Origin of the sequence: Wolbachia endosymbiont of Nasonia oneida (assembly GCF_009012935.1) — a bacterium.
GTDB classification, from domain to species: domain Bacteria; phylum Pseudomonadota; class Alphaproteobacteria; order Rickettsiales; family Anaplasmataceae; genus Wolbachia; species Wolbachia pipientis.
In genome coordinates, this window is record NZ_QESS01000004.1 from 107,166 (window position 1) to 128,968 (window position 21,803).

The window sequence follows — 21,803 nt, forward strand, 5'->3', positions numbered from 1 at the left end:
AGGTGTAATATGGGCTATAAGCTAAGAACAAGAGAGTATGATTATAATGAAAGTTTATTTAAAGAGCTAGGCATTGAAACGCAAGAAGTAGAGGGGCGTAACTTTTTAGAGATATCTAATATAATAACAAAAAAGTATAGAGAGTTAGCAAGAAAATCTCACTCAGATAAAACAGGAGGAAGCGATGAAAAAATGCAAGCCATTAATGAATATAAGGCAGGACTTTTAAAATATACTAAGCCATTAAGCAATGGGAAAAATTTAATAATTGTTGAGGAAGAGCAAAGATATGTGCAATTAGCTTCACAAGGCCAGAATGATAAGCGCATAAAATGTTTCATTATTTTTGGATTAGTAAACCTATTACTACTCATTTCATCATTAGTGTCGTATCTCTACTTAGGATTTAGGTTATTTAAGGCTGCTAATTTTACCAATGCACCTGGTATTTTGTTTAGTGCTAGTCTAATAACAGCTGTTACAACTTTTTTCTTAACAACTTATCTTACTTTTTCTTTAGTTAAAAAAATTGTAGACCTGCAGAATACTCAACAAGAACAAGGCGAAAACTTAGATCAAGAAGAGCTAAAAGAGGAAATGTTTAAAAGTAGAAAATATAAATTTTTGACTTTCACTTCTCAATATTTATTTTATCTTCCTTGTATTTTGTTGGGTGCTGGTTTGGCATTACAATATCAATCTAGTTGTGTAGACAGTAAAATACTCATTGGGTTTGCTGCGGTATTAGGGTGCATTTTATTATTACAGTTAGCAACTGAGATCTACGAGAGAAAGGCTGTAGATCTTGTGAAAACTGAAGGAAGGGGTACTGAACAAAGGGCACCTGTAGGAATGTTAACCGAAAAGCCAAGCAGTACTGTAGATCCTGATGGTGCTTTTAACGCCTCAGCTCATGAAGTGGGTTGATTATTCTCCATACTCAAATCTCTCGCTAGAAATAATGAGCCACAGATTAGTATGGTTTTGACATTTTGGATAGAGGCTTTTAATATGTGATTTGATATTGCATCGCCAATTGATTCACATTCAACTGCTTTTATTCCTATGTTATTGGCTTTTTCCCTAATCAAATTTGTATTTGTTGCTTTAGGTTCAGACTTAACACAAACCGCACATAGTAGCTTGATATATGGCTTTAAGTGCTCTAAGAACTCTTCCACATTTCTGTTACTAGTAACACCAAAAACCATATAAATACCTTCAGCAAAATTATCTTTTACCCACTGAGATAGTACTCTAGCACCATCATTATTGTGTGCACCATCTAAAAATAATTGCCAATCTTTCGGTAGTAGGAAAATTAAATTACCTTCTTTTATAGACTCTAGCCGTGCAGGCCAATAAGTGCACTGTAAACCTGAAGTGATATCCTCTTCTCCAATATCAAATTCATACTTTCCACTTAAAATACTACATGCTGCAATAGCATTGCCTGCATTAATCACCTGATGATCACCCTTTAAAGACGGCAAAGGAAATTCTATTGATTGAGTAGCTGATTGGAAAACCATTTTGTTGTTCTTTTTTTTGCAATTCCATTCAAAACCTCCTCTATATAGGGGAGATTTCTTATTTATTGCGTGGTATTCTAGCGTGTTCATTATAGATTTTTCTTGTGGTGCTATCACGCAAGGAACATTAGGTTTCATTATTCCAGCCTTTTCACCTGCTATAATTTCTATAGTAGGGCCAAGATATTCCGTATGATCAAGTGCAATGGAAGTAATTATTGTTAAAATCGGACTATCTATAACATTTGTTGTATCAAGTCTTCCACCCATACCCACTTCAATTAAAGTTATATCGGCTTTATGACGAGAAAAAGCTAAAAAAGCTGCAATAGTTGCAGCTTCAAACAGAGTGATAGGTTGTTCTGCAATTACGGCACGGCATTCTTCTAACAAGCTATATAATTCATTATCGTCGATATAACTGCCTGCAATAACTATTCTTTCATTAAAATTCACCAAATGTGGAGAAGTGTATGCGTGTACCTTATACCCTGCTGCTTGCATTATATATCTTATAAATGCTAGTGTTGAGCCTTTCCCATTAGTTCCAGCTATATGAATTACGGGAGGCACTTTTTTCTCGGGATTATCTAGTTTACTAAGAAAGCTTTTTATGCGATCAAGAGAAAAATCATTCGGCCTGCTACCAAGTGGCTTAGGCCAATGAGGCATATATATCATAGATTATTGTTACATTTTAATTCAGCTATAACGCTTGCTATGCCATGCGTGTCGATTTTTTCACTAAATTGATAACGTTGATTAATAGCAATACTTATTCCACTCATTACAACATCACTTATCAAGAAAGAACTGTTATTTTTAGTAACTTTAAAATCAATATTTGTAAATTCTTCATCACCGTAAGAAAATCTTGTACCAATTAAGCAAGTTTCATCGTCAACTGCTTTTGTACTCATTATGATCATTTCACTATCATGCATGTATTTATATAAAATTTTAACGCACAAACGCGTAAGATACACTTCATACTCTCTTAAAAAATCTTCTTTTTCTTTTTGTTTAACTAAAGCCCAATGTTTTCCTATGACGAATTGCGATATTCCTTTGAGGTTAACATTGTTTTGAATGACCTCCTGAAGCTTTTTTTGCACACATTCCCGGTTTTTTTTATTCTCCTTTGTAGATATACCATCCACTTGTTGCTTCATAGTATGCACAAAAATTTTGTGATCTGTACAATTAGTGTAAGCACTTGAAGAAATTACAATAAAAACAATGATAGTTAAAACTTTAGTAATGTTCATAAGATATATTTATTAGCTATGATACTTAGAATGCAAAGTTTAATAAAGATTAAATAATAATCGCTAGCTTTAATATATCTATAGACACACCTTGTATAAATCATCTACAATTAATTAAGGGTCTGTTCTATGCGTTATGAGTTAAGTTAAATTTCCCGAGCGATAATTTCTAGTCAAGGGAATTGCCTCTGTTAATTTCGTTGAAATTGATACGCGATGCCCACCTTAACTTTAGTCTCAGGAATCTACTAAGGCTGACGGTAGATACGGATCCTATTTTGATTGGTTTAACATTTATGCTTCATCAATACAAAGAACAGGGTGTTTTCCTATGTTTGCCTAATGAAGTATTCCAAATTGTAATTGATGTTGAAAGGTATCCTGATTTTGTTCCTTGGTGCAAAGCCGTTTATATAAAAGAAAAAATTAACAACCAAATGGTTGTGGATCTCCTCGCAGCTTTTCATGGAATTAAAGGTAGATATACATCAGAAGTTACTTCTCTTTCTCCAAGTGGAACAAATGAAGGTTGGATAAAAGCTGTATCATCAAATGGAATATTTAAACATCTATACAATGAATGGCAATTCATTCCCATAGATGAAAATAAAACTATGGTAAAGTTTTATATAGAGTTTAAGTTTAAGTCCAACTCATTTTCCACTTTATTAAACTCAGTATATAAGTATACACAAAGTAAAATAATTGCTGCATTTAAAGATAGGGCTGAAAGCCTTGCTAAACAAAAGTTATCTTGACATTATTAATATAAATGTATAATTTTTTTTAGTAAGTTAAGTGTTTATATTGTAATGATTTTTAGACTATTGTTTTTATTAATTTTCATAAGTGTTAATTCTTATGCAGTTGTTAAGCAAGATTTATCCGATAACCAATACATTCAAAAAAAACCCAATGAAATAACATCAAATGAGCTATTATCGCCATTACCTAATGATAAATTATTAGGAGATCCAAAAGCACCAATTCTAATGATAGAATATGCTTCATTAACTTGTTATCACTGCTCTCTTTTTCATAGGAATGTTTTTCCTAAAATTAAAGAGAAATATATAGACACAGGTAAGATGTTATATATATTTCGTCATTTTCCTTTGGATTACAGAGGGCTAAAGGCTGCAATGCTAAGTCATTGCTACGAAAAACAAGAAGACTACTTTAATTTTAACAAAGCTGTTTTTAACTCAATAGATTCGTGGAATTACTACAATTTAAGTGATTTGACTTTACTACAAAGAATTGCTGCACTAAGCAACTTAAAGCAAGATGCATTTAACCAATGCATTAATGATAAGAAAATAATGGATAAAATCGTAAATGATAAATCACTGGCAATTAATAAACTTGGTATCACAGCCACTCCAATATTTTTCATCAAGCTTAACGATGATAAATCATATATAGAGCATAATAAAGTTAAACATGGAGGGTATAAAGAGCTGAAATATTTCACTAATGTGATAGATAAATTATATGGAAAAGCTATAGTGAAGTAATACCACTGTAGCTTACCATATAAAAGACTCTATGCTGAGTCATTGTTTTTCACTACTGTTTGTTGTTTTTTACGCTCAAACTCTCTTTTTTTACTGTGCCAAGTGTAGTAATACATAGCGATTTTATTCTCTATTAATACTATTGTTCCATCATAAAACTGAACCATATCCATAACTTTTCTCTGAGCTTCATCAAAACGTTCTTTATACTTTTCACGATAAGCTGGATTATGTAGTAACATAACCCCTTCATTCTTGTTAGATTTTTTGTTTAACGTTTCAACTTCACCAGCAATAGTATAAGACATATAACCCCCTCTAATTGATTATAAAAATTATATTTTAAAAAGAGAAATGCGCATAAACAATCCCTTTAATTCTAGCATAATAATCGACTGTTTATTATACTAGTTAACTATAGTACGATATATAATAATTTTTGTCACTTAAAATTTTATACTATGAAATAATAACTTAAAATAAATGTTTTTATTATTTTAAACTATATTATTATATTTATAAATTGTGTATGAATTAAGTCTCCCTAATTTATAATATATGCGTAATAATTTTAGTATAAAATTGTCATACATAAGAAATCTATTTGCAAAAGAATATAAAAAAATAGAAGAATATTGTATTCTTGAAAAAAAGCAACATATTCAAATTGGCCCTGAAGAAGGAAAGCTATTAAGTTTATTTATAAAAATCCAAAAAATCAAAAGTATTGTTGAGATTGGCACGTTATACGGTTACTCGTCGATTTGCATGGCAAAAGCTCTACTAAAAGACGGTCATATATATACAATAGAAAATAATCCTCAACACTCAAGAATAGCAAAAAAAAATTTTAGTGCTTTTAATCTAAGTGATAAAATTACTCTAATAGAAGGCGATGCACTGGAAAAAATTAATGAATTATCAGTAAAAGCACCATTTGACATGATATTTATTGATGCTGACAAAAGTAGTTATCCTAAGTATTTAGATTGGGCAGAGTCATACATTAAACAAGATGGGCTAATCGTTGCAGATAACACTCTATTGTTTAACACAGTATTTTTAGAATCGCCTCCAAAAGAAGTATCAGAAAAATCATGGCATGCCATGAGGGAGTTTAATAATAGATTATCAGATGAAAAAAAATATTTCTCTATATTGATTCCAACTGATGAAGGAATGACTGTAGCTTTAAAGCTAACATAAGTTAAAAATCAAGGTCAGCATAATGTTTAGGAGGGATTAAACCAGAAATCCTCTCTAATAATATCTCACGAAAACAAGGCTTTGATTTAACAATGGAGTACCATTCTTTTAAAATTTTACTTTTTTCCCATGGAAAACTACTTACATAATCCATTACGGAAATATGCGATGCTAAAGTAATATCAGCTAAAGTGAACTTATCAGTTGCAAGCCAAACGTTCTTGTTAATTAAGTGTTCGATGTATTCCATATGGCAAGGCAGGTTATGCTGAGCTGCATGAAGAAATCTAGAGTCAGGGCTGCGGTTAGTAATTACTTTTTCATTCATAATATACTTAGTAACTTCATTGTAAAATTTGTTATCGAACCAATTGATTAGAGCGCGTATTTTAGACTTAATAATAGTGGATGAACCAAGTAATTTGACGTCGCTATTGTAAGTCTCTTCTATATATTCACAAATGGCATTACTATCCGCTATTACAAAGTTATTATCTATTAACACTGGTACTTGCCCGGTTGGATTGATCTCCATAAATTCATTCCGCTTTTCCCACGGATTTTCATACACTAGATCACAGCCTAATTTTTTTTCTTTTAGAAAAGCTCTAACTTTTCGTGAAAATGGACAAAGAGGAAAATGATATAAAATCATAATGTTCCTCTTTTGTTATACCAATATCCTTTTTTTGTTACTCTATGGCTTGACCTACAACTGTACGAACTTTCTTTGTAGTCCACAGAAGTTTGCGTAGCAGGTAGTGTCATGCAAGTAGCTGACACTGGAATCCAGTTCTTGTTATACAATTGCCTAGTGCGCTCATTTACAGTTAAGTTTTCTGGATCCAAGTAGTCAAGCACTGGGATGACATCCTTTTCGGTAAAAATTGCTCTTATATCACAACATTCATACAGCTGTATGCCTAGGCACTGGGATGACATAAATAAGCGCTGAAATGACATAAATAAACATTGGAGTGACAATCTTGTAGTGACTTGCATGACAACTAACTTTTTGTTTACTTCAAAATAGCACTGTAAAAAATTTAACATATCAAATTATAGAGCTAATATAGGATATACCTTGCTAAATAAAAAAAAAAGTATAATATTTTATAAGGTATGCAGGCAAAAACTCTGTAATTTGGTCAGATCAGAAATGAAGCAGCCATATCAGAACCTTTTTGGGTTGCATACCTATTTCATTATTTGTTTTATCCGAGGCTATGAATATAGCATTAAAACATCGTCCTAGTAGCTTCAAAGATCTAGTAGGTCAAGATATATTAGTGCGTGTATTAGAAAATGCTTTTATTTTAAACAAAATCCCACAATCTATACTGCTCTCTGGTAGTAGTGGAGTTGGTAAAACCACCACTGCAAGGATAATAGCTTTATGTTTGAATTGTTCCCTGGGGCCAATTTTTGAACCTTGCGGATCATGTGAAAATTGTCTAGCAATAAAAAATTCAAGCCATCCAGATGTAATTGAAATCGATGCAGCAAGTCACACTAGCATTGACGATATTAAAGTAATCCTGGGAGATATTTGCTATTCACCTATAAGCTCTAAATTCAAAGTCTACATTATAGATGAAGTACACATGCTATCTAGCAGTGCATTTAACGCATTACTTAAAACCCTAGAAGAGCCACCATCTAGTGTAAAGTTCATTTTAGCAACTACGGAAATAAAAAAGATACCAATAACTATTATTGCACGTTGTCAAAGATTTGATTTACACAACATTCCTGTAGCTAAAATAGTGGAACGTTTAAATGATGTTGCACAAAAAGAGAGTTATTCCATTGAAAAGGGAGCATTAGAATTAATTGCACGACACTCTGGAAATTCAATGCGTAACGCCTTGTTTTTGATGAATCAAGCAGTGCTATATAGCAAAGATGGTGCAATATCCACTAAAAATGTGACAGACATACTTGGCCTAGTGGATAAAGATATTATATTCGATCTATTAGGGGCAATATTAGAAGGTGATTTACAGAAAGCTCTATCAGTGTTTGACAAGGCGGTAAAAACAGCAAACCCACTTAGTATTTTTGAAGGTCTATTGCAAACAATTCAGTTAGTATGCCGTTTTTTGATTACAAAAGAGATTGATAATGCAGTTACAGAGCATGAAAAGAATAGGATAAAAGATTTAAGTATAAAGAGATCTTTAATATTTTTTTCGAGATTGTGGAAGATGTTGCTTAAAGGTATTCAAGATATAAAAACTTCAACATGCAACGATGTTGCTGCTGAAATGATGTTAATTAGTCTTTGCTATCTCTCTGATCTACCTTCTCCAGAACAGGTGATCAAAAAAATTCTTTCACAGAATGCAGAGCAAGGAAATAGACAGGGCAGACCTGTTGCACCTTCCCCCTCTGTCATCCAAGTAGCTGACTACTCAGATCCAAAAAAATATGTGGAAAGTAAACAACAACCCCACTCTGTCATCCCAGTAGCTGACTATTCGGATCCAAAAAAATATGTGGAAAGTAAACAACAACCCCACTCTGTCATCCCAGTGCGTGACACTGGGATCCATGTGGAAAATAAACAACAAAATTACGATTTTGATAAGATTTTGCAACTATTAAGGCGAAGTAACCAAATTTATCTTTACAAACAACTGTGTAATAATCTACAATTAATAGATTGTAAACCTGGATATTTAAAATTAAAAGCTGTATCTAAGTTGGATAGTAATTTTTGCAATGATTTAAAAAATTACTTAAACCAGGTGACTCAGCAAGAGTGGGTTATTGCAGTTGATACGGGTTATATAAACAGGGAAGTGAGTAATTTAAATTATGCACCTGCAGTTAAGGATATACTTGACACGTTTAAAGGTGCAAAAGTAGTTAATATAGAAAATAAGGAGTAAGTTGTGGATTTTAGTCAAATAATGAAACAAGCGCAAGAGATGCAAAAAAAGCTTGCAGAAGCTCAAGAAAAATATATTGGAAAAGAGTTTCAAGGTATTTCTGGTGGTGGCAAAGTTTCTGTATTAGTGGAAGTCATAAAAATAGGTAGCTATAAAGCTAAAAAGGTGAACATAGACTTAGAACTTATGAGAAATGAGGAAAAAGATATAGTAGAGGATTTAGTAACAGCAGCGTTTAATGATGCCGTTAAAAAAGCAGAAGAAGATATGGCGAATGCAACTTCTGATCTTGCAGGTATGATGGGTTTACCATCTGGGTTTAAACTTCCTTTTTGAATTTACTACTGAAGTTTCTTTTAGTGTAAGTATTTTTTTTCTAATATTCCCAACGCTAGTACTTCTTCATATAATGCACCTATAGCTAGCACAGCCCTACGTCATACCGTGATTCATTCCATAGCTGTACGAACATTCATTTTTGAAAGTAAATTGCACAGCAAATGGTGTCATCCCAGTGCTCAGACACTGGGATCCAGCATTGCCGTAATCTCATCAAGAACGTTGTGCTTTAACATAAAATGGCTACTTTTATGCTTACCAACTTAATAAAATTCCTGGATCCCAGTGTCAAGCACTGGGATGACAAGAAGAGGGTACTTGAATAAGAGGCATTGCCCTCCTGGTAGACTCAAATTGCAATGTTCGTGTAGTTATGGATTCATTCGCGGTATCTCATCCGCTAACAAGCAGCGGAATGACGAGGTCTTTCGATAGTAAATCTTACCTATGTTAGCTATACCAAAAAATCAAAAGTCGTATTTATTCATTAATAAAATCTTTGTCTTCTCCTAAAAATTAGTTAAAATGTAGAATATTTTGTGTTATTAAGTTAGCACTTGACTTAACTTTAGTTGTTACTTAGACTGCTAAAGTGGAATTTTAATTTTTTTTACGAGGACAATTATGCATTATAAAAAGTTTTTTTCAGCAGCCGCTTTAGCAACGTTGCTAAGTTTATCAAACTCTGCTTTTTCAGATCCTGTTGGTCCAATAAGTGATGAAGAAACTAGCTACTACGTTCGTTTGCAATACAACGGTGAATTTTTACCTCTTTTCACAAAAGTTGATGGTATTACCTATAAGAAAGACAAGAGTGATTACAGTCCATTAAAACCATCTTTTATAGCTGGTGGTGGTGCATTTGGTTACAAAATGGACGACATCAGGGTTGATGTTGAAGGAGTTTATTCATACCTAAACAAAAATGATGTTACAGATGCAGAATTTAAGCCAGATACTATTGCAGACAGTTTAACAGCAATTTCAGGGCTAGTTAACGTTTATTACGATATAGCAATTGAAGATATGCCTATCACTCCATATGTTGGTGTTGGTGTTGGTGCAGCGTATATTAGCACTCCTTTGAAAGACGCTGTGAATGATCAAAAAAGTAAATTTGGTTTTGCTGGTCAAGTAAAAGCTGGTGTTAGTTATGATGTAACTCCAGAAGTCAAACTTTATGCTGGAGCTCGTTATTTCGGTTCTTATGGTGCTAATTTCGATAAAAGCGGTGGTGAGAAAGACAAAGGAGGACATACAGTCCTTTACAGCACTGTTGGTGCAGAAGCTGGAGTAGCGTTTAATTTTTAGTCTATCTCAGTCTTGTTATCCCAGTGGGTTTTTTCTTGTCATTCAAGTAGCATGACACTGGGATCTAGAAAAAAGAAATGTGGATTCCAGTGTCAAGGCACTGGAATAACACTATTTGCTATGTGTTTAAGCTATAATGTTTACCATTGTACTGGTAGAATATCATCTAAAGTTACATAATGTTATCCAATTAGCTAACACTGCGGCCTACTGTCTCCAAGAAATTAGATGGAAAATTTGTACTTTTTTCAAATCAAAGCTTGAATTTTTGCTGGAAAATCAATATATTATATGCATGAAGTTTTAATTTAAGTTGTTATGTTGACCTCAATGGCAAACTTATGTGTCGATAGCAGAACCAATCTCATGCAATATATTGCTAGGGTGCAAAAATTTCCTATGCTGTCTCAAGAGGAAGAGGTACGATTAGCAAAAAATTGGAACCAATATAAGGATGTTTCTTCTGCTCATAAATTGATTACCAGCCATTTGAATTTGGTAGTGAAAATTGCAATGAAATTCAAAAATTATGGACTATTGTTGATGGACCTGGTCATGGAAGGAAATATGGGTTTAATGCATGCAGTGAAAAAGTTTAATCCTGATTTAGGGTTTCGTTTTTCAACTTATGCGGTGTGGTGGATTGAAGCTTCAATAAAAGACTTTATATTGAAATCTTGGTCGTTTGTGAAAATAGGCACAACGCAAGCACAAAGAAGATTGTTTTTTAGTTTACGTAAAATAAAAAAAAGAATTTTACAGTATACAAACAGGGAAACCTTAAATAATGAAGAAATAAAAGCAATATCTAATGAGCTTTCTGTATCCGAAGGAGACGTTCTGCAGATGAATTACCGTATGGCTTGTAAGGATCAGTCGCTAAACGATTGCATAAAAATAGGTGATGACTCTAAAAGGGAGCTACAAGATATGATCCCATGTAACTTGGTTAGTCAAGAAGTAACCTATCAGAATCATGAAGAAAAAGAATTAAAAGAAGCAATTTTAAACAATGCACTAGCGAGCCTCAACGAAAGGGCAAGAGACATTTTTATCAGTAGATATTTGTCTGAAAACATTCAAACTCTGGATGAACTTAGTAAAAAATATTGTGTTTCAAGAGAAAGAATAAGGCAGTTGGCTGAGCAGGCGATGGCTAAGGTAAAACAATATATACAATCTGAAAGTTTGAAATTTTGTTTGCATGCGTAGTTTTTTTATATTTCTAATATTTTTTTCGATAGACGCTTTTGCATCAGTTAGTGATGTGCAACTGAAGGAAAAATATAAAGATTGGCTCGTGTATACTGCATTGGAAGATGGAGAGAAAGTATGTTATATTGTATCCTATCCTAAAAAAAAAAGCGAATATTATACAACCAATCGCAAGCCGTATGTAATAGTTAGTTATGTTGATAAAAAAGCAGATGAGGTAAGCGTTACCTCTGGTTTTCAGTATGACAAGGAGCCTGTAGCTCTCAATATCGATAAAAAAATTAAATATACATTGCCTATAATACAGGGAAGTTTTGCGTGGGCAGAGCATACAAAAATAGATCAAGATCTCATTCTAAAAATGAAGCAGGGATTATCAATGGTAGTGAATGGAAAAGCAAAAACAGTAACCATTGATGATACTTATTCCCTACTTGGTTTTCAAAAAGCGTATCAAAAAATGCATGATTTATGCCATACAAAGTAAATTATTGTAACAGAATAGGTAATTTTCCAGTTATAGTATAAAACAGACTGCCCTTTCGATAAATAGCACTTTACTTTATATGGGATGTGGATATCATTTAAAATATATTTTTGAGAGTTAGCAATGTCAGAGGTTGCAGGTGTAGATACAGAAATCAAAAAGCAAAATTCTGTGTGCGAGCAGATGCGTTTTAGCGTGAGCCGCACAAGTCTTTTAAATACATTATCCAGAGTAAGTGGAGTGGTTGAAAGGCGTAATGCAATAGATGTTTTGGCGTGTATAAATATCAAAGCACAACACGGCAGCATAAAATTAATGGCAACTGATCTTGACATTTCAATGTTTGCCTCACTTGCTGCAACCGTATTAACAGAAGGAGAAGTAAAAATTTCAGCGCATACTTTACATGACATAGTGAAGAAGTTACCCGCTGATTTGGATGTCAATTTTGAAGTAAACAACCAAGGAAAATTATTGATGTCTTGCGGAAATGCAAACTTTTCTTTACCGAATGTAGTTTCAAGCAGCTTTCCTGCTCTTGAAGAAGACAATTATAAACATGATTTTACTCTACTAAATACGGACCTGATAGACTTATTAACTAAAACAAAATTTGCTGTATCACTAGATGATACAAGGTATAATTTAAATGGAATATATCTACATACAGATGAGCAATTTCTGTACTGCGTTGCAACTGATGGCCATCGTTTATCATGTATAAAGAGGCCAAAGCCTGGGAACATCAATGGCGAATTTGGTGTGATCATTCCACGTAAAACTGTTATGGAGCTGTTAAAAATATTGGACGATTGTAATGAAATTAAAGTAAAACTCTCAGACAGAAAAATCAAGCTTACATGCGGTGAATATATTCTAATATCAAAATTAATAGATGGGACTTTTCCAAATTATAAAGCAGTTATTCCAGCATCTCAAGATAAGCATATGATTATTGAAAGTAAAAAACTTTCAGATGTTATAGATCGAGTTTCCGTTGTTGTATCTGATAAAGTAAAATCTATTAAATTCTCACTACAAGAAAAGCTGCTAACTCTGCATTCAAACTCCCAAGAGTGCAGTGATGCAACTGAATCCATAGAAGTGGACTACAATGAAGCCCCTATAGAAATAGGGTTCAACTCGCGTTATTTGCTTGATGTTCTATCTTGCATAAAAAATAAATGTAAGTTTAGCTTAGCCGATGGTAATAGTGCTACAATTATCACTGATGAAGATGATTCAAGTGTATTATATGTAGTGATGCCAATGAGAACTTAAACTCGTCATCTCGCTGCTTGTTAGCGAGATCTGGAGATACTGCGGCGGTATGACACTTATTTCACTAAGAACGTTACTTTTTATTAAATTAGTAATCTATCTTTACCAAATACAAGCCAAAAGGCGGCGCGGTAACCCCAGCAGCACTTCTTTTGCATTGGCTTAATATATGTAGCATTTCTTGCGGATTGGTTCTATTTTTTCCAAATTCAACTAAAGTACCCGCAATAATCCTCACTTGGTTATGTAAAAAGGAAATAGCAGATATTTTGATGTGTATATGATTCCCGTTTTGTACTATATCGATATCATCAATTGTTCTTATCGGATTTGCGGCGTGACAATCTTTTGAACGAAAACTTGAAAGGTCATGTTTTCCAAGTAGATGTTTAGCAGCTTCACGCATAATATTTACATCAAGTGGGCTAAACACTTGCCATACATAACCCGTCTCCAGAGCGGCAGGAGCATAGCGATTAACTATTCTGTATTCGTAATATCTTTTTTTTGCTGAAAACCGTGCGTGAAACGCATCATCTACAACTTCTGCATTAAGCACAACTATAGGAATTGATTTTAAATGATAATTTATTGCGTTTCTTATTCTATAAAGCTCACATTCCTTTTCCATATCAAAATGAGCAACTTGTCCTAAAGCATGAACCCCAGCATCGGTCCTTCCACCACAGTACAAGGCAATTTTCTCACCACTAAAATTAAATATAGCATTTTCTATCTTCTCCTGGATTGAGTTAGCAGAGTGTTGCTGTTTTTGCCAACCAGAGAAACTACTACCATTATATTCTACCGTTATTTTGTATCGCACTGCATTACATCAAGCTCTATCTAAAATAGTCATTTTCTATCTTAACATAATTTATGGTCAAGCCTACAGTGCTGCCACTCCCATAAAGTAGTTCGTCCAATCTTAAATCTTGCTGCCACTGCTTCTCTGCTTTCTCCTTCGTCTAGCGCCTCCATTGCTTTTTTTCTTAAATCATAACTATATGCTGCTGGCATTCAACCTCCTTATCATTATCTATCCTTATCACATCCGGACTTCTATGAAAAGAGCTATAAATCGTGAAAAAGAACTGCTCATTAAGTGCTATTTGCTTAATAAATTTACTGACATTGGTATGGCTAAATTCGAAATGGCTACATGAATTTATCGTAAATTATTACCGTATAAGGTACGATGCGACAAAGCCATCCCAGTGTCAGCTACTCGGATGACACCGTCATAAAGGAACCAGTGTTAGCTACTTGGATGACAACCATTGTGCTTGAGGCAAAATTGACTATCACTTCTTTTTATAGAGCTTGCTCCAAACTTTGTTGTTAGTTAATACAAAAAACACTGTTAAAATTATAAAATACGCCACTACTTTTAATCCAAGTTTATGCCGGCGCTCTAATTCTGGCTCTGCTGCCCATTGTAAAAAATTTATCACATCATACGCCATATTTTCAACTGTGGCTTGCCTTGCACCATCATATTCCACCATTCCTTCAGAAAGTGGTGGCGCCATAGCTAATCTGCCTGTTGGAAAATACGAATTAAAATATAAATCATTTTCATCGTGTTCGCCGTTTTGATAGCCTGTTAACAATGAATAGACATAATTTGCACCATCATGCCTTGCTTTAATAATTAATGATAAGTCTGGTGGGACTGCACCATTGTTGCTTGCTGCAGCTGCTTCTTTTGTATCAAAAGGCGCAATAAAATAATCCGAAGGTACTCCAGGTCTGTTAAACATTTCACCCAAATCATTCGGACCATCTTTAACTTGATAAGAAGCTGCTATTTGTTTTACATCTTCTTCAGAAAAACCGACATCTTGCAAATTACGAAATGCTACCCTATTCATTGAATGACAAGCAGCACAGACTTCTTTATACACTTTATAGCCACGCTGAATTGACTCTCTATCGAAAGATCCGACAATTCCATCAAATTTCCAGTCTATTTTCTTATTTGGTAATGATTTAAATTCTTCTGCAGATATAAGACTAGATAGAAATAACATGCAGAAGATTGCAAATACATTAGATCCCATGCATAACCACTGTTTTAGTAAATTTCGAATTGATGTCATGCAAGTAGCTGACACTGGAATCCAGCTTATTTCATCACTGACATTATGGTTATCATGCACTCCTAGAATCTGTTGTCCATTGCATGATTTGTAAGTATTTTTATACCTGGATCCCAGTGTCAAGCACTGGGATGACAACGGAAGATAGTGGAATGACACTGTGTGTTGTATACAACGTTCATACAATTGTGTACATGATGCTGGAATCCATTTATTTTTTTTCTGGATCCCAGTGTCAAGCACTGGGATGACAAAAGAGGGCTCTGGGATGACAGAAGAGAGCTCTGGGATGACAGAGAATTTTGTAAGAGATCTGCTTTGAATTGACATCACCTCATCTCCGGCACAGAATCACTTAAGGTTTTTGGTGGTTCTTTTGGCTTTTCATACTTACTAAGCAGTGGTAAAACTATCACAAAGTATGCAAAGTAATAAAGAGTAGATAGCCTACTCATAGTGATGTAATGCTCTTTTACCTCTTGTCCTCCAAGCCAGGCAAGAAGTACAAAATTTATTGCAAAAACCCAAAAAAATTTCTTAAACACCGGGCGATAAGCACCACTTTTAACTTTTGATTTATCAAGCCAAGGTAACAAAAACCACACTAAAATAGACGCAAACATGGTAAGCACACCAGTAAGTTTATCTGGAATTGAACGTAGCATTGCATAAAAAGGTAAAAAATACCACTCTGGCACTATATGTACCGGAGTGACCATAGAATCAGCTTCTATATAATTGTCTGGATGCCCAAGATAATTGGGAGCATAGAAAACAAATGCGAACAAAACTACAAAAAACAGACCAAAAGTTATGCAATCCTTGACTATATAATAAGGATAGAGAGGGATGGTATCCTTATCTGATTTTACCTCCACTCCACTTGGGTTACCAGAGCCAAACCTATGCAGAGCTATCACATGAAGCATAGCTAAAGCAATAATAACAAAAGGCAGAAGATAATGCAGAGCGAAAAAACGGTTAAGTGTTGGGTTATCCACTGAAAAACCACCCCATAACCATATAACTATTTTATTGCCAATTAAAGGTATAGCAGAAAATAAGTTGGTTATAACTGTTGCACCCCAGAAACTCATTTGTCCCCAAGGCAATACATATCCCATAAAGGCAGTTGCCATCATTGCAAAAAATATAAATATTCCAATAAACCACACCATCTCTCTCGGTCTTTTATAAGATCCGTAATATAATCCACGCATTATATGAACATAGACTACCATAAAGAAGAGCGATGCTCCAACAGCGTGAGTGTAGCGTATTAACCACCCGTAATTCACATCCCGCATTATGCGCTCTACACTATTAAACGCATAATCAACATGCGGAGTGTAGTGCATAGCAAGAAATATACCTGTTATTATTTGTAAAATCAGCGCTATACCAGCCAAAGAGCCAAAGTTCCAAGCATAATTTAAGTTTTTTGGCACTTGGTAAGAAGCAGTGTGTCTTAGAAAAGAAAATATAGGCAATCTATATTCTATCCATCCTAATATGCCTTTTTCTTCTTTTATTGTTTCTTTTTTGTTATCTTCCTGCATAACTTAAACCTTTCTGAACACATGTCCATTGCTACTTTTATCTTATTTTTTTATTGTAGCAACTTATCCTTTACGCACAAATAAAAACTTTAAAGCAATATTAATTACCTCTTCAGCAACCTGTCACGTGCTGCGTTTAATTTTTGTGCAAAATATTCCGAGCCTCCTTTATCTGGGTGAACTAATTTCATTAAATTTTGATATGCTTTATTGATTTCATTTTGGTTCGCTCCAGAATCTATTCCTAGCACTTTAAATGCTCCATCTCTGAACATGTTACTACTACCAGACTAGTATGATTTTGTCTTGTAAATTTATTCAACAACCCTATTCTAACTATATAATGAAAAATTATCTACAAAGTGTTTATGAAGATGGTATGAAAATCCAACTATCTAAAGTCAACAAATATTTATTAGTTTTACTGATTACTGTCTCAGCATTTCTCATATCTGGGCAAGTATCCAGTTCAAGCAATATCGAGAATGATTTTCAAGATTTACAAGAAAAATTACCATTATTGAAAGATCAGGATTTGTTATTTTTAGATCCAGCTTCAGCTTTAAATTATGGTGATAGGGCAGGTAAAAAAGTGTTAATGGTTATAGTTCACCATACTGAAACATCAACACTAAAAGGTACAAAAGATACGCTGAATGCTAGAGGATTGTCAGTTCATTTTATTGTCGATAGGGATGGCAGCATCACCTTAATGGTTCCATTAGAGAAAGAAGCATGGCATGCTGGTATTAGTTATGCAAGAGTTAAGGTAGATAGTAAGCTTGAAGAGTTACGGAAGCTTAACAACTATTCTGTAGGTATTGAAATTGTAAACACAGGACTTGAGCCTTTTCCGGAAGAGCAAATGAGATCTGTTAAAGAGCTGATTTTATACCTTATGGAGCGTTTTAAAATTAAAAGGGATATGATATTTAGTCATTCTGAAATAGGAACTATAGTGTATGATCCAGAGCTTGGCTATACAATGCGTAAACCAGATCCACACAAATTGTTTGATTGGGAGTTATTAGAGAAAAATGAAATTGGATTGCACATAAGTGACAGAATAAACCCTAAAGATGCTAAACACAAAATGGGCAAAACATTGTATAAAGCAGGTGATAGAAATGAAGGTATTTTGAAATTAAAACAAAGGCTGAACAGATTTTTCTATAAGATAGAACCTTGGAATGATAAGAAAGGTAATGTAATTTTTCCTGATAATAATGCTGATTACTCAGATGAGTTTGATGAGAATTTTGTATGGGTTATTTATCAGTTTTCAATACATAATTTACCAAGAGAAATTAGAAAAGATCTACCTCTTAAACTAGAACAAGCAGATATATTTCCTGAATTCTTTAGTGAATATAGTCATGGCATTTCTTCTAGTTATCTAACCTTTAGTGAAAAAATTAAATCGACTCTACAACCATGTTTAAGCAAAGTAGATTATGAGAATTTATTATCTTCTCTTGCACAATATGAGAATAACATTTCTCCTGATGCATCTACCACTTTAATGTACAAAATTAAGTTATACTATGATTCTTATTTAAGATATCGCATATGGTCTTCACTCTATAAACCATTTAAGCTTAATGTATTGGAAGAGTTAGAGATTTTAAAGAGTGGAGTGTTATCTTTAAAATCACTAGATAGCTCTAAAGCTGCAGAAGTTTCCAGTTTAATTGATAGCTTTAAAGTAGATATTTCTTTAGAATTTCAGGGTTTTGAAAAACAGTGGTTTCAGGAGTTTAAGAATGCTTGGAGACAAGAATTTATACCTTCCCTGGAAGAACAGATAACATGGACTGCACTACATGAAGCAATATTGGAGTATTTAGAAAAAGCAAAGGAAGAAATTCGTTAAACGAAAACTTTTTTTAAGATCACTTTTTTAACAATTTATCACGTGCCGCATTTAGCTTTTGCGCAAAATATTCCGAGCCTCCCTTATCTGGGTGAACTAATTTCATTAAATTTTGATATGCTTTATTGATTTCATTTTGACTTGCCTCAGGATTCAGCCCCAGTATCTTTAATGCTTCATCCTTGGACATGTTATCACCAGTGTAATTTTCAGTATAACTTCTACTGCTACTAAATTCGTTCAAAAACTTACTCAATATAGAGTTCATCATGAAACTCATATTATTTTTTTTTGTCAGGAAAAGAAAAAATATAACAACGCTAGGCAAGACAAATGTAATTACTATGAATACTAAAAAAAGAAAAAAGATGAATGACATGTATATTTTTTTATCATTTTATGATTAAATAGTAACAATTATAATTGTCATGGTAAATAACATGTTCATCCAGATTGAAGAAACACCAAACCCAAATACGCTAAAATTCCTTCCTGGATTTGAAATTTTAAACGAAGGAGAAACGGCTGATTTTTCAAATGCAAATGAGATAAAAAATTCTAAACTAGCAGCAAATCTTTTTCAAATAGAACATGTGGTAAGAGTGTTTTTTGGTCATGATTTTATTTCAGTAACAAAATTGGGTGGAATTAATTGGGATACATTAAAAGTAGAAATTTTAACTACAATCATGGATCACTTTACTTCAGGTGGAAAAGCACTAGATAAAGAAGGAGTAAATGATAATAATATACCGGATGAAGAATTTTTTGATAAAAATGATATAGAAATTGTAAATAGAATAAAAGAATTAATGGAAAGTTATATCAAACCTGCAGTTGCTCAAGATGGTGGCGATATCAAATTTCGTGGCTATAAAGACGGGATAGTTTATGTTGAGTTACAAGGAGCTTGCTCTGGATGCCCAAGTGCTGCAATTACTTTAAAGCAAGGAGTGCAAAATATGCTGAGCTACCACATACCAGAGATTGCAGGTATAGAGACCACACTATGACTAATCAAACGGTTAGAGGAACAAAAGATCTCCTGTTTGATGAATGGTACAAGTTTAAACACATAGAGCAAACAGCAAGCAGAATCTCAAATCTATATGGCTTTTTGCCTGCTCAAACTCCGATATTTGAATACACGGAGGTTTTTACAAAAACCTTAGGTGATAGCTCAGATATCATCACTAAAGAGATGTATAGCTTCAATGATAAAGGGGGAAAGAGCATAACTTTACGTCCTGAGTTCACTGCAGCGATTGTCAGGCTACTCATTGAAAAAAAACTGCAAACACCGATAAAATTATTCTCAACAGGACCTGCATTTCGCTATGAAAGACCGCAAAAGGGAAGACAAAGGCAATTTCATCAGATAAATTTTGAGGTTTTTGGCATAGAAGATCCAAAAGCTGATATTGAATTGATATCACTCGCTCAGCACTTACTAACTGAATTTGGCATCAATAAAAATGTAAAGCTGGAAATCAACTCTTTAGGTGATGGTGAAACAATAACTAAATATAGAGAAGCTTTGATCTTATACTTTACAAAGTATCAAAATGATCTATCAGAAGATAGCAAAAATAGGTTGATCAAAAACCCACTCAGAATACTGGATTCCAAGGACGAGAAAGATAAATCAATAATTTCTGATGCGCCCAAAATCAGCAATTATTATACGAAAGAGTCCTCAGATTTCTTTGAACAAATACTAAATGGATTAACAATTCTTGATATACCTTATACCGTAAACAATAAACTAGTTCGAGGTTTGGATTATTATTGCCACACAGTGTTTGAGTTTGTTACAGAGGATTTAGGTGCACAAGGGGCAGTTTTTGCCGGTGGAAGATACGATAATTTAGTATCTTCAGTAGGTGGAAAACACACTCCAGCAATAGGATTTGCAGGGGGTATTGAGCGCATAATGGAGTTAATCAATTATTCTCCGAAAGAAGAGCGACCTATTTACCTAATTCCAATCGGTAGAGAGGTTGAAGAATATACCCTAACACTTGCGAATGAATTGCGCAGAAATGGTTTATATGTAATCTATGAATATAGCGGAACGCTCAGAACCCGAATGAAAAAAGCAAATCAAGCAAATGCTAAAGCTGCTTTAATTTTTGGCGATGAAGAATTGAGTAGTAAAACTTTAAAGATTAAAAACATGAATACAGGTGAAGAAAAAATAATTGCTCGCGATAACACAATAGAAAATATCTATTAGGAGCAATGCAAATGTTTTTCTCAGTCAGCTATAGAAGAAAATTCGTCTGCACAAGAATTTTTCATAGTATTCAATGTATCATAATCTGTAAAATCTAATTTTACCGGTGTAATAGTAATAAATCCTTCTTTTATTTTATTTATACTACCACTGCCTGAGTGCTCTCGAGACCAATTTAAGCTAAAAGAGCCATTCGAATTTTCAGTAAAAGTTAAATCCCCATCAATGTTATATTCACCTTGTTCAGCAAATTCTACTCCTTTTACTTTTTCCGTAGCAGGAAAATTTACACTCATCACTATGTTTTTAGGCCAACCAACCTTAACTAGCTTGGCAATAACCTTTGGTGCAAAAACCTTTGTATTGTGCCAGTCTATTTTATCATGATAAACTTGGCTTAGCGCAATAGAAGGTATAGACCTTGCAGCACCTTCCATTACAGCACCAATTGTTCCTGAATAACAAATATCGTCCCCGACATTTGATCCAATATTTACTCCGGACAATATTAAGTCTGGTTTTTTATTCATAACTTTATTTAGCGCAATAATGACACAATCTGCAGGAGTACCAGACACACTAAATTCCCTTTCACTATGTTGTTTTATTCCAATAGATTGTTTCACTGGATAATCAAGAGATCTTGCAGCTCCGCTTCTATCAGTATCTGGTGCCACTATCCATATCTCTGACGCAAAATTCCGTGCAACCTCTTTGAGTAATTTTATTCCTTCACTTCCAAAACCATCATCGTTTGTTATTAATATTATCATATACAATACTCAGCTATACAGCTCCAAATTATGTAAACCACTGGCTGTAAATAAACTCATGAGGCTTTAAGTTTCTTTGCATAACTGTGGACTGTAACAAAGAACCTGCTGTAAATCAATAGATTTCTTGCACAGGCCATAACTGTCATTACAATAGAAACGAAAAAACTTACTTGACAAACTCCGCCAGCGCCCTTATCATGAAACTGA

24 protein-coding genes, 2 other RNA genes and 3 pseudogenes are annotated in these 21,803 nt (G+C 33.8%); 17 read left to right on the forward strand and 12 right to left on the reverse strand.

The window, feature by feature from the left end:
- Nucleotides 1–9 precede the first annotated feature (9 nt).
- On the forward strand, nt 10–927 hold the full coding sequence (locus DEF52_RS03215; RefSeq protein ID WP_151807837.1) for a J domain-containing protein: 918 nt from the start codon (nt 10–12) through the stop codon (nt 925–927).
- Here DEF52_RS03215 and DEF52_RS03220 read toward each other — a convergent pair.
- Both DEF52_RS03220 and DEF52_RS03225 read right to left on the reverse strand, forming a co-directional pair.
- On the reverse strand, nt 912–2,213 hold the full coding sequence (locus DEF52_RS03220; RefSeq protein WP_151807838.1) for a bifunctional folylpolyglutamate synthase/dihydrofolate synthase: 1,302 nt from the start codon (nt 2,211–2,213) through the stop codon (nt 912–914). The genes DEF52_RS03215 and DEF52_RS03220 overlap by 16 nt on opposite strands.
- Nucleotides 2,210–2,800: an MlaC/ttg2D family ABC transporter substrate-binding protein gene (locus DEF52_RS03225; protein ID WP_151807839.1), complete on the reverse strand. Its 591-nt coding sequence runs from the start codon at nt 2,798–2,800 to the stop codon at nt 2,210–2,212. Before DEF52_RS03225 ends, DEF52_RS03220 begins: the two co-directional genes overlap by 4 nt.
- A 116-nt stretch (nt 2,801–2,916) precedes the next feature.
- On the opposite strand from DEF52_RS03225, the gene ssrS reads away from it, so the two are divergent.
- The 3 genes from ssrS to DEF52_RS03240 all read left to right on the forward strand — a co-directional run bounded on the left by ssrS (nt 2,917) and on the right by DEF52_RS03240 (nt 4,317).
- Nucleotides 2,917–3,077: non-coding RNA, 6S RNA (gene ssrS, locus DEF52_RS03230), on the forward strand.
- A gap of 19 nt (nt 3,078–3,096) precedes the next feature.
- Complete coding sequence (locus DEF52_RS03235) at nt 3,097–3,558, forward strand: type II toxin-antitoxin system RatA family toxin (RefSeq protein WP_010963012.1); 462 nt, start codon at nt 3,097–3,099, stop codon at nt 3,556–3,558.
- 54 nt (nt 3,559–3,612) lie between these two features.
- The gene (locus tag DEF52_RS03240; protein WP_038199341.1) at nt 3,613–4,317 is read left to right on the forward strand and encodes a DsbA family protein; all 705 of its coding nucleotides are present in this window, start codon (nt 3,613–3,615) and stop codon (nt 4,315–4,317) included.
- Between the two features lie 29 nt (nt 4,318–4,346).
- Here DEF52_RS03240 and DEF52_RS03245 read toward each other — a convergent pair whose 3' ends face one another.
- A complete protein-coding gene (locus DEF52_RS03245) occupies nt 4,347–4,625 on the reverse strand; it encodes a DUF2671 domain-containing protein (RefSeq protein WP_006279425.1) in 279 nt (92 codons plus the stop codon).
- Nucleotides 4,626–4,875: 250 nt separating this feature from the next.
- Between DEF52_RS03245 and DEF52_RS03250 the strand changes: the two genes are divergently transcribed.
- Nucleotides 4,876–5,523, forward strand: coding sequence for an O-methyltransferase (locus DEF52_RS03250; RefSeq protein WP_151807840.1), 648 nt, complete (start codon nt 4,876–4,878; stop codon nt 5,521–5,523).
- Between the two features lies 1 nt (nt 5,524).
- Here DEF52_RS03250 and DEF52_RS03255 read toward each other — a convergent pair whose 3' ends face one another.
- Both DEF52_RS03255 and DEF52_RS06550 read right to left on the reverse strand, forming a co-directional pair.
- On the reverse strand, nt 5,525–6,178 hold the full coding sequence (locus tag DEF52_RS03255) for a glutathione S-transferase family protein (RefSeq protein ID WP_065094500.1): 654 nt from the start codon (nt 6,176–6,178) through the stop codon (nt 5,525–5,527).
- Nucleotides 6,179–6,285: 107 nt separating this feature from the next.
- A pseudogene (locus tag DEF52_RS06550) lies at nt 6,286–6,402 on the reverse strand (WPE palindromic element domain-containing protein); the annotation flags it as partial.
- 232 nt (nt 6,403–6,634) lie between these two features.
- Here DEF52_RS06550 and ffs point away from each other — a divergent pair.
- The 8 genes from ffs (at nt 6,635) to dnaN (ending at nt 13,050) form a co-directional block, all read left to right on the forward strand.
- Nucleotides 6,635–6,734: signal recognition particle sRNA small type (gene ffs, locus DEF52_RS03265), an RNA gene on the forward strand.
- A gap of 15 nt (nt 6,735–6,749) precedes the next feature.
- Nucleotides 6,750–8,417, forward strand: coding sequence for a DNA polymerase III subunit gamma/tau (gene dnaX, locus DEF52_RS03270; RefSeq protein ID WP_151807841.1), 1,668 nt, complete (start codon nt 6,750–6,752; stop codon nt 8,415–8,417).
- Between the two features lie 21 nt (nt 8,418–8,438).
- Nucleotides 8,439–8,753 carry a YbaB/EbfC family nucleoid-associated protein gene (locus tag DEF52_RS03275; protein ID WP_179951361.1) on the forward strand — a complete coding sequence of 105 codons (315 nt, stop codon included), beginning with the start codon at nt 8,439–8,441 and terminating at the stop codon, nt 8,751–8,753.
- Between the two features lie 288 nt (nt 8,754–9,041).
- Nucleotides 9,042–9,191, forward strand: a complete 150-nt coding sequence (locus DEF52_RS06375; protein WP_153296800.1) for a hypothetical protein — start codon at nt 9,042–9,044, stop codon at nt 9,189–9,191.
- A 189-nt stretch (nt 9,192–9,380) separates the two neighbouring features.
- Complete coding sequence (locus tag DEF52_RS03280) at nt 9,381–10,067, forward strand: acyloxyacyl hydrolase (RefSeq protein ID WP_151807843.1); 687 nt, start codon at nt 9,381–9,383, stop codon at nt 10,065–10,067.
- Between the two features lie 318 nt (nt 10,068–10,385).
- The gene (locus tag DEF52_RS03285) at nt 10,386–11,279 is read left to right on the forward strand and encodes an RNA polymerase factor sigma-32 (RefSeq protein WP_041582625.1); all 894 of its coding nucleotides are present in this window, start codon (nt 10,386–10,388) and stop codon (nt 11,277–11,279) included.
- Nucleotides 11,272–11,769 carry an invasion associated locus B family protein gene (locus tag DEF52_RS03290; RefSeq protein ID WP_151807844.1) on the forward strand — a complete coding sequence of 166 codons (498 nt, stop codon included), beginning with the start codon at nt 11,272–11,274 and terminating at the stop codon, nt 11,767–11,769. The genes DEF52_RS03285 and DEF52_RS03290 overlap by 8 nt, the downstream gene beginning before the upstream one ends.
- Before the next feature lie 123 nt (nt 11,770–11,892).
- Entirely contained in the window at nt 11,893–13,050 is a 1,158-nt protein-coding gene (dnaN, locus tag DEF52_RS03295) for a DNA polymerase III subunit beta (RefSeq protein WP_151807845.1), read from the forward strand.
- An 88-nt stretch (nt 13,051–13,138) separates the two neighbouring features.
- Here the strand turns inward: dnaN and truA are convergent, their stop codons facing one another.
- Both truA and DEF52_RS03305 read right to left on the reverse strand, forming a co-directional pair.
- Nucleotides 13,139–13,876: a tRNA pseudouridine(38-40) synthase TruA gene (gene truA, locus DEF52_RS03300; protein ID WP_012673356.1), complete on the reverse strand. Its 738-nt coding sequence runs from the start codon at nt 13,874–13,876 to the stop codon at nt 13,139–13,141.
- A 71-nt stretch (nt 13,877–13,947) separates the two neighbouring features.
- Nucleotides 13,948–14,070 (reverse strand): annotated as a pseudogene (locus DEF52_RS03305) (IS630 transposase-related protein); the annotation flags it as partial.
- 47 nt (nt 14,071–14,117) lie between these two features.
- On the opposite strand from DEF52_RS03305, the pseudogene DEF52_RS07025 reads away from it, so the two are divergent.
- Nucleotides 14,118–14,216, forward strand: a pseudogene (locus tag DEF52_RS07025) (IS5 family transposase); the annotation flags it as partial.
- 138 nt (nt 14,217–14,354) lie between these two features.
- Here the strand turns inward: DEF52_RS07025 and DEF52_RS03315 are convergent.
- The 3 genes from DEF52_RS03315 to DEF52_RS03325 form a co-directional block, all read right to left on the reverse strand.
- The gene (locus tag DEF52_RS03315; protein WP_151807853.1) at nt 14,355–15,113 is read right to left on the reverse strand and encodes a cytochrome c1; all 759 of its coding nucleotides are present in this window, start codon (nt 15,111–15,113) and stop codon (nt 14,355–14,357) included.
- 368 nt (nt 15,114–15,481) lie between these two features.
- Nucleotides 15,482–16,711, reverse strand: coding sequence for a cytochrome b (locus DEF52_RS03320; RefSeq protein WP_151807846.1), 1,230 nt, complete (start codon nt 16,709–16,711; stop codon nt 15,482–15,484).
- Between the two features lie 104 nt (nt 16,712–16,815).
- A complete protein-coding gene (locus DEF52_RS03325; protein WP_010082675.1) occupies nt 16,816–16,986 on the reverse strand; it encodes a J domain-containing protein in 171 nt (56 codons plus the stop codon).
- 68 nt (nt 16,987–17,054) lie between these two features.
- Between DEF52_RS03325 and DEF52_RS03330 the strand changes: the two genes are divergently transcribed.
- On the forward strand, nt 17,055–18,584 hold the full coding sequence (locus DEF52_RS03330) for an N-acetylmuramoyl-L-alanine amidase (RefSeq protein ID WP_223823148.1): 1,530 nt from the start codon (nt 17,055–17,057) through the stop codon (nt 18,582–18,584).
- Nucleotides 18,585–18,603: 19 nt separating this feature from the next.
- Here DEF52_RS03330 and DEF52_RS03335 read toward each other — a convergent pair whose 3' ends face one another.
- Nucleotides 18,604–18,864: a J domain-containing protein gene (locus DEF52_RS03335; RefSeq protein WP_227738613.1), complete on the reverse strand. Its 261-nt coding sequence runs from the start codon at nt 18,862–18,864 to the stop codon at nt 18,604–18,606.
- Between the two features lie 160 nt (nt 18,865–19,024).
- On the opposite strand from DEF52_RS03335, the gene DEF52_RS03340 reads away from it, so the two are divergent.
- Together DEF52_RS03340 and hisS are read left to right on the forward strand one after the other, a co-directional pair.
- Nucleotides 19,025–19,597, forward strand: coding sequence for a NifU family protein (locus tag DEF52_RS03340; protein ID WP_151807847.1), 573 nt, complete (start codon nt 19,025–19,027; stop codon nt 19,595–19,597).
- On the forward strand, nt 19,594–20,820 hold the full coding sequence (hisS, locus tag DEF52_RS03345; protein WP_151807848.1) for a histidine--tRNA ligase: 1,227 nt from the start codon (nt 19,594–19,596) through the stop codon (nt 20,818–20,820). Before DEF52_RS03340 ends, hisS begins: the two co-directional genes overlap by 4 nt.
- Before the next feature lie 20 nt (nt 20,821–20,840).
- On the opposite strand, the gene surE is transcribed toward hisS, so the two are convergent.
- Nucleotides 20,841–21,593: a 5'/3'-nucleotidase SurE gene (gene surE, locus DEF52_RS03350; RefSeq protein ID WP_010081939.1), complete on the reverse strand. Its 753-nt coding sequence runs from the start codon at nt 21,591–21,593 to the stop codon at nt 20,841–20,843.
- Between the last annotated feature and the right edge of the window lie 210 nt (nt 21,594–21,803).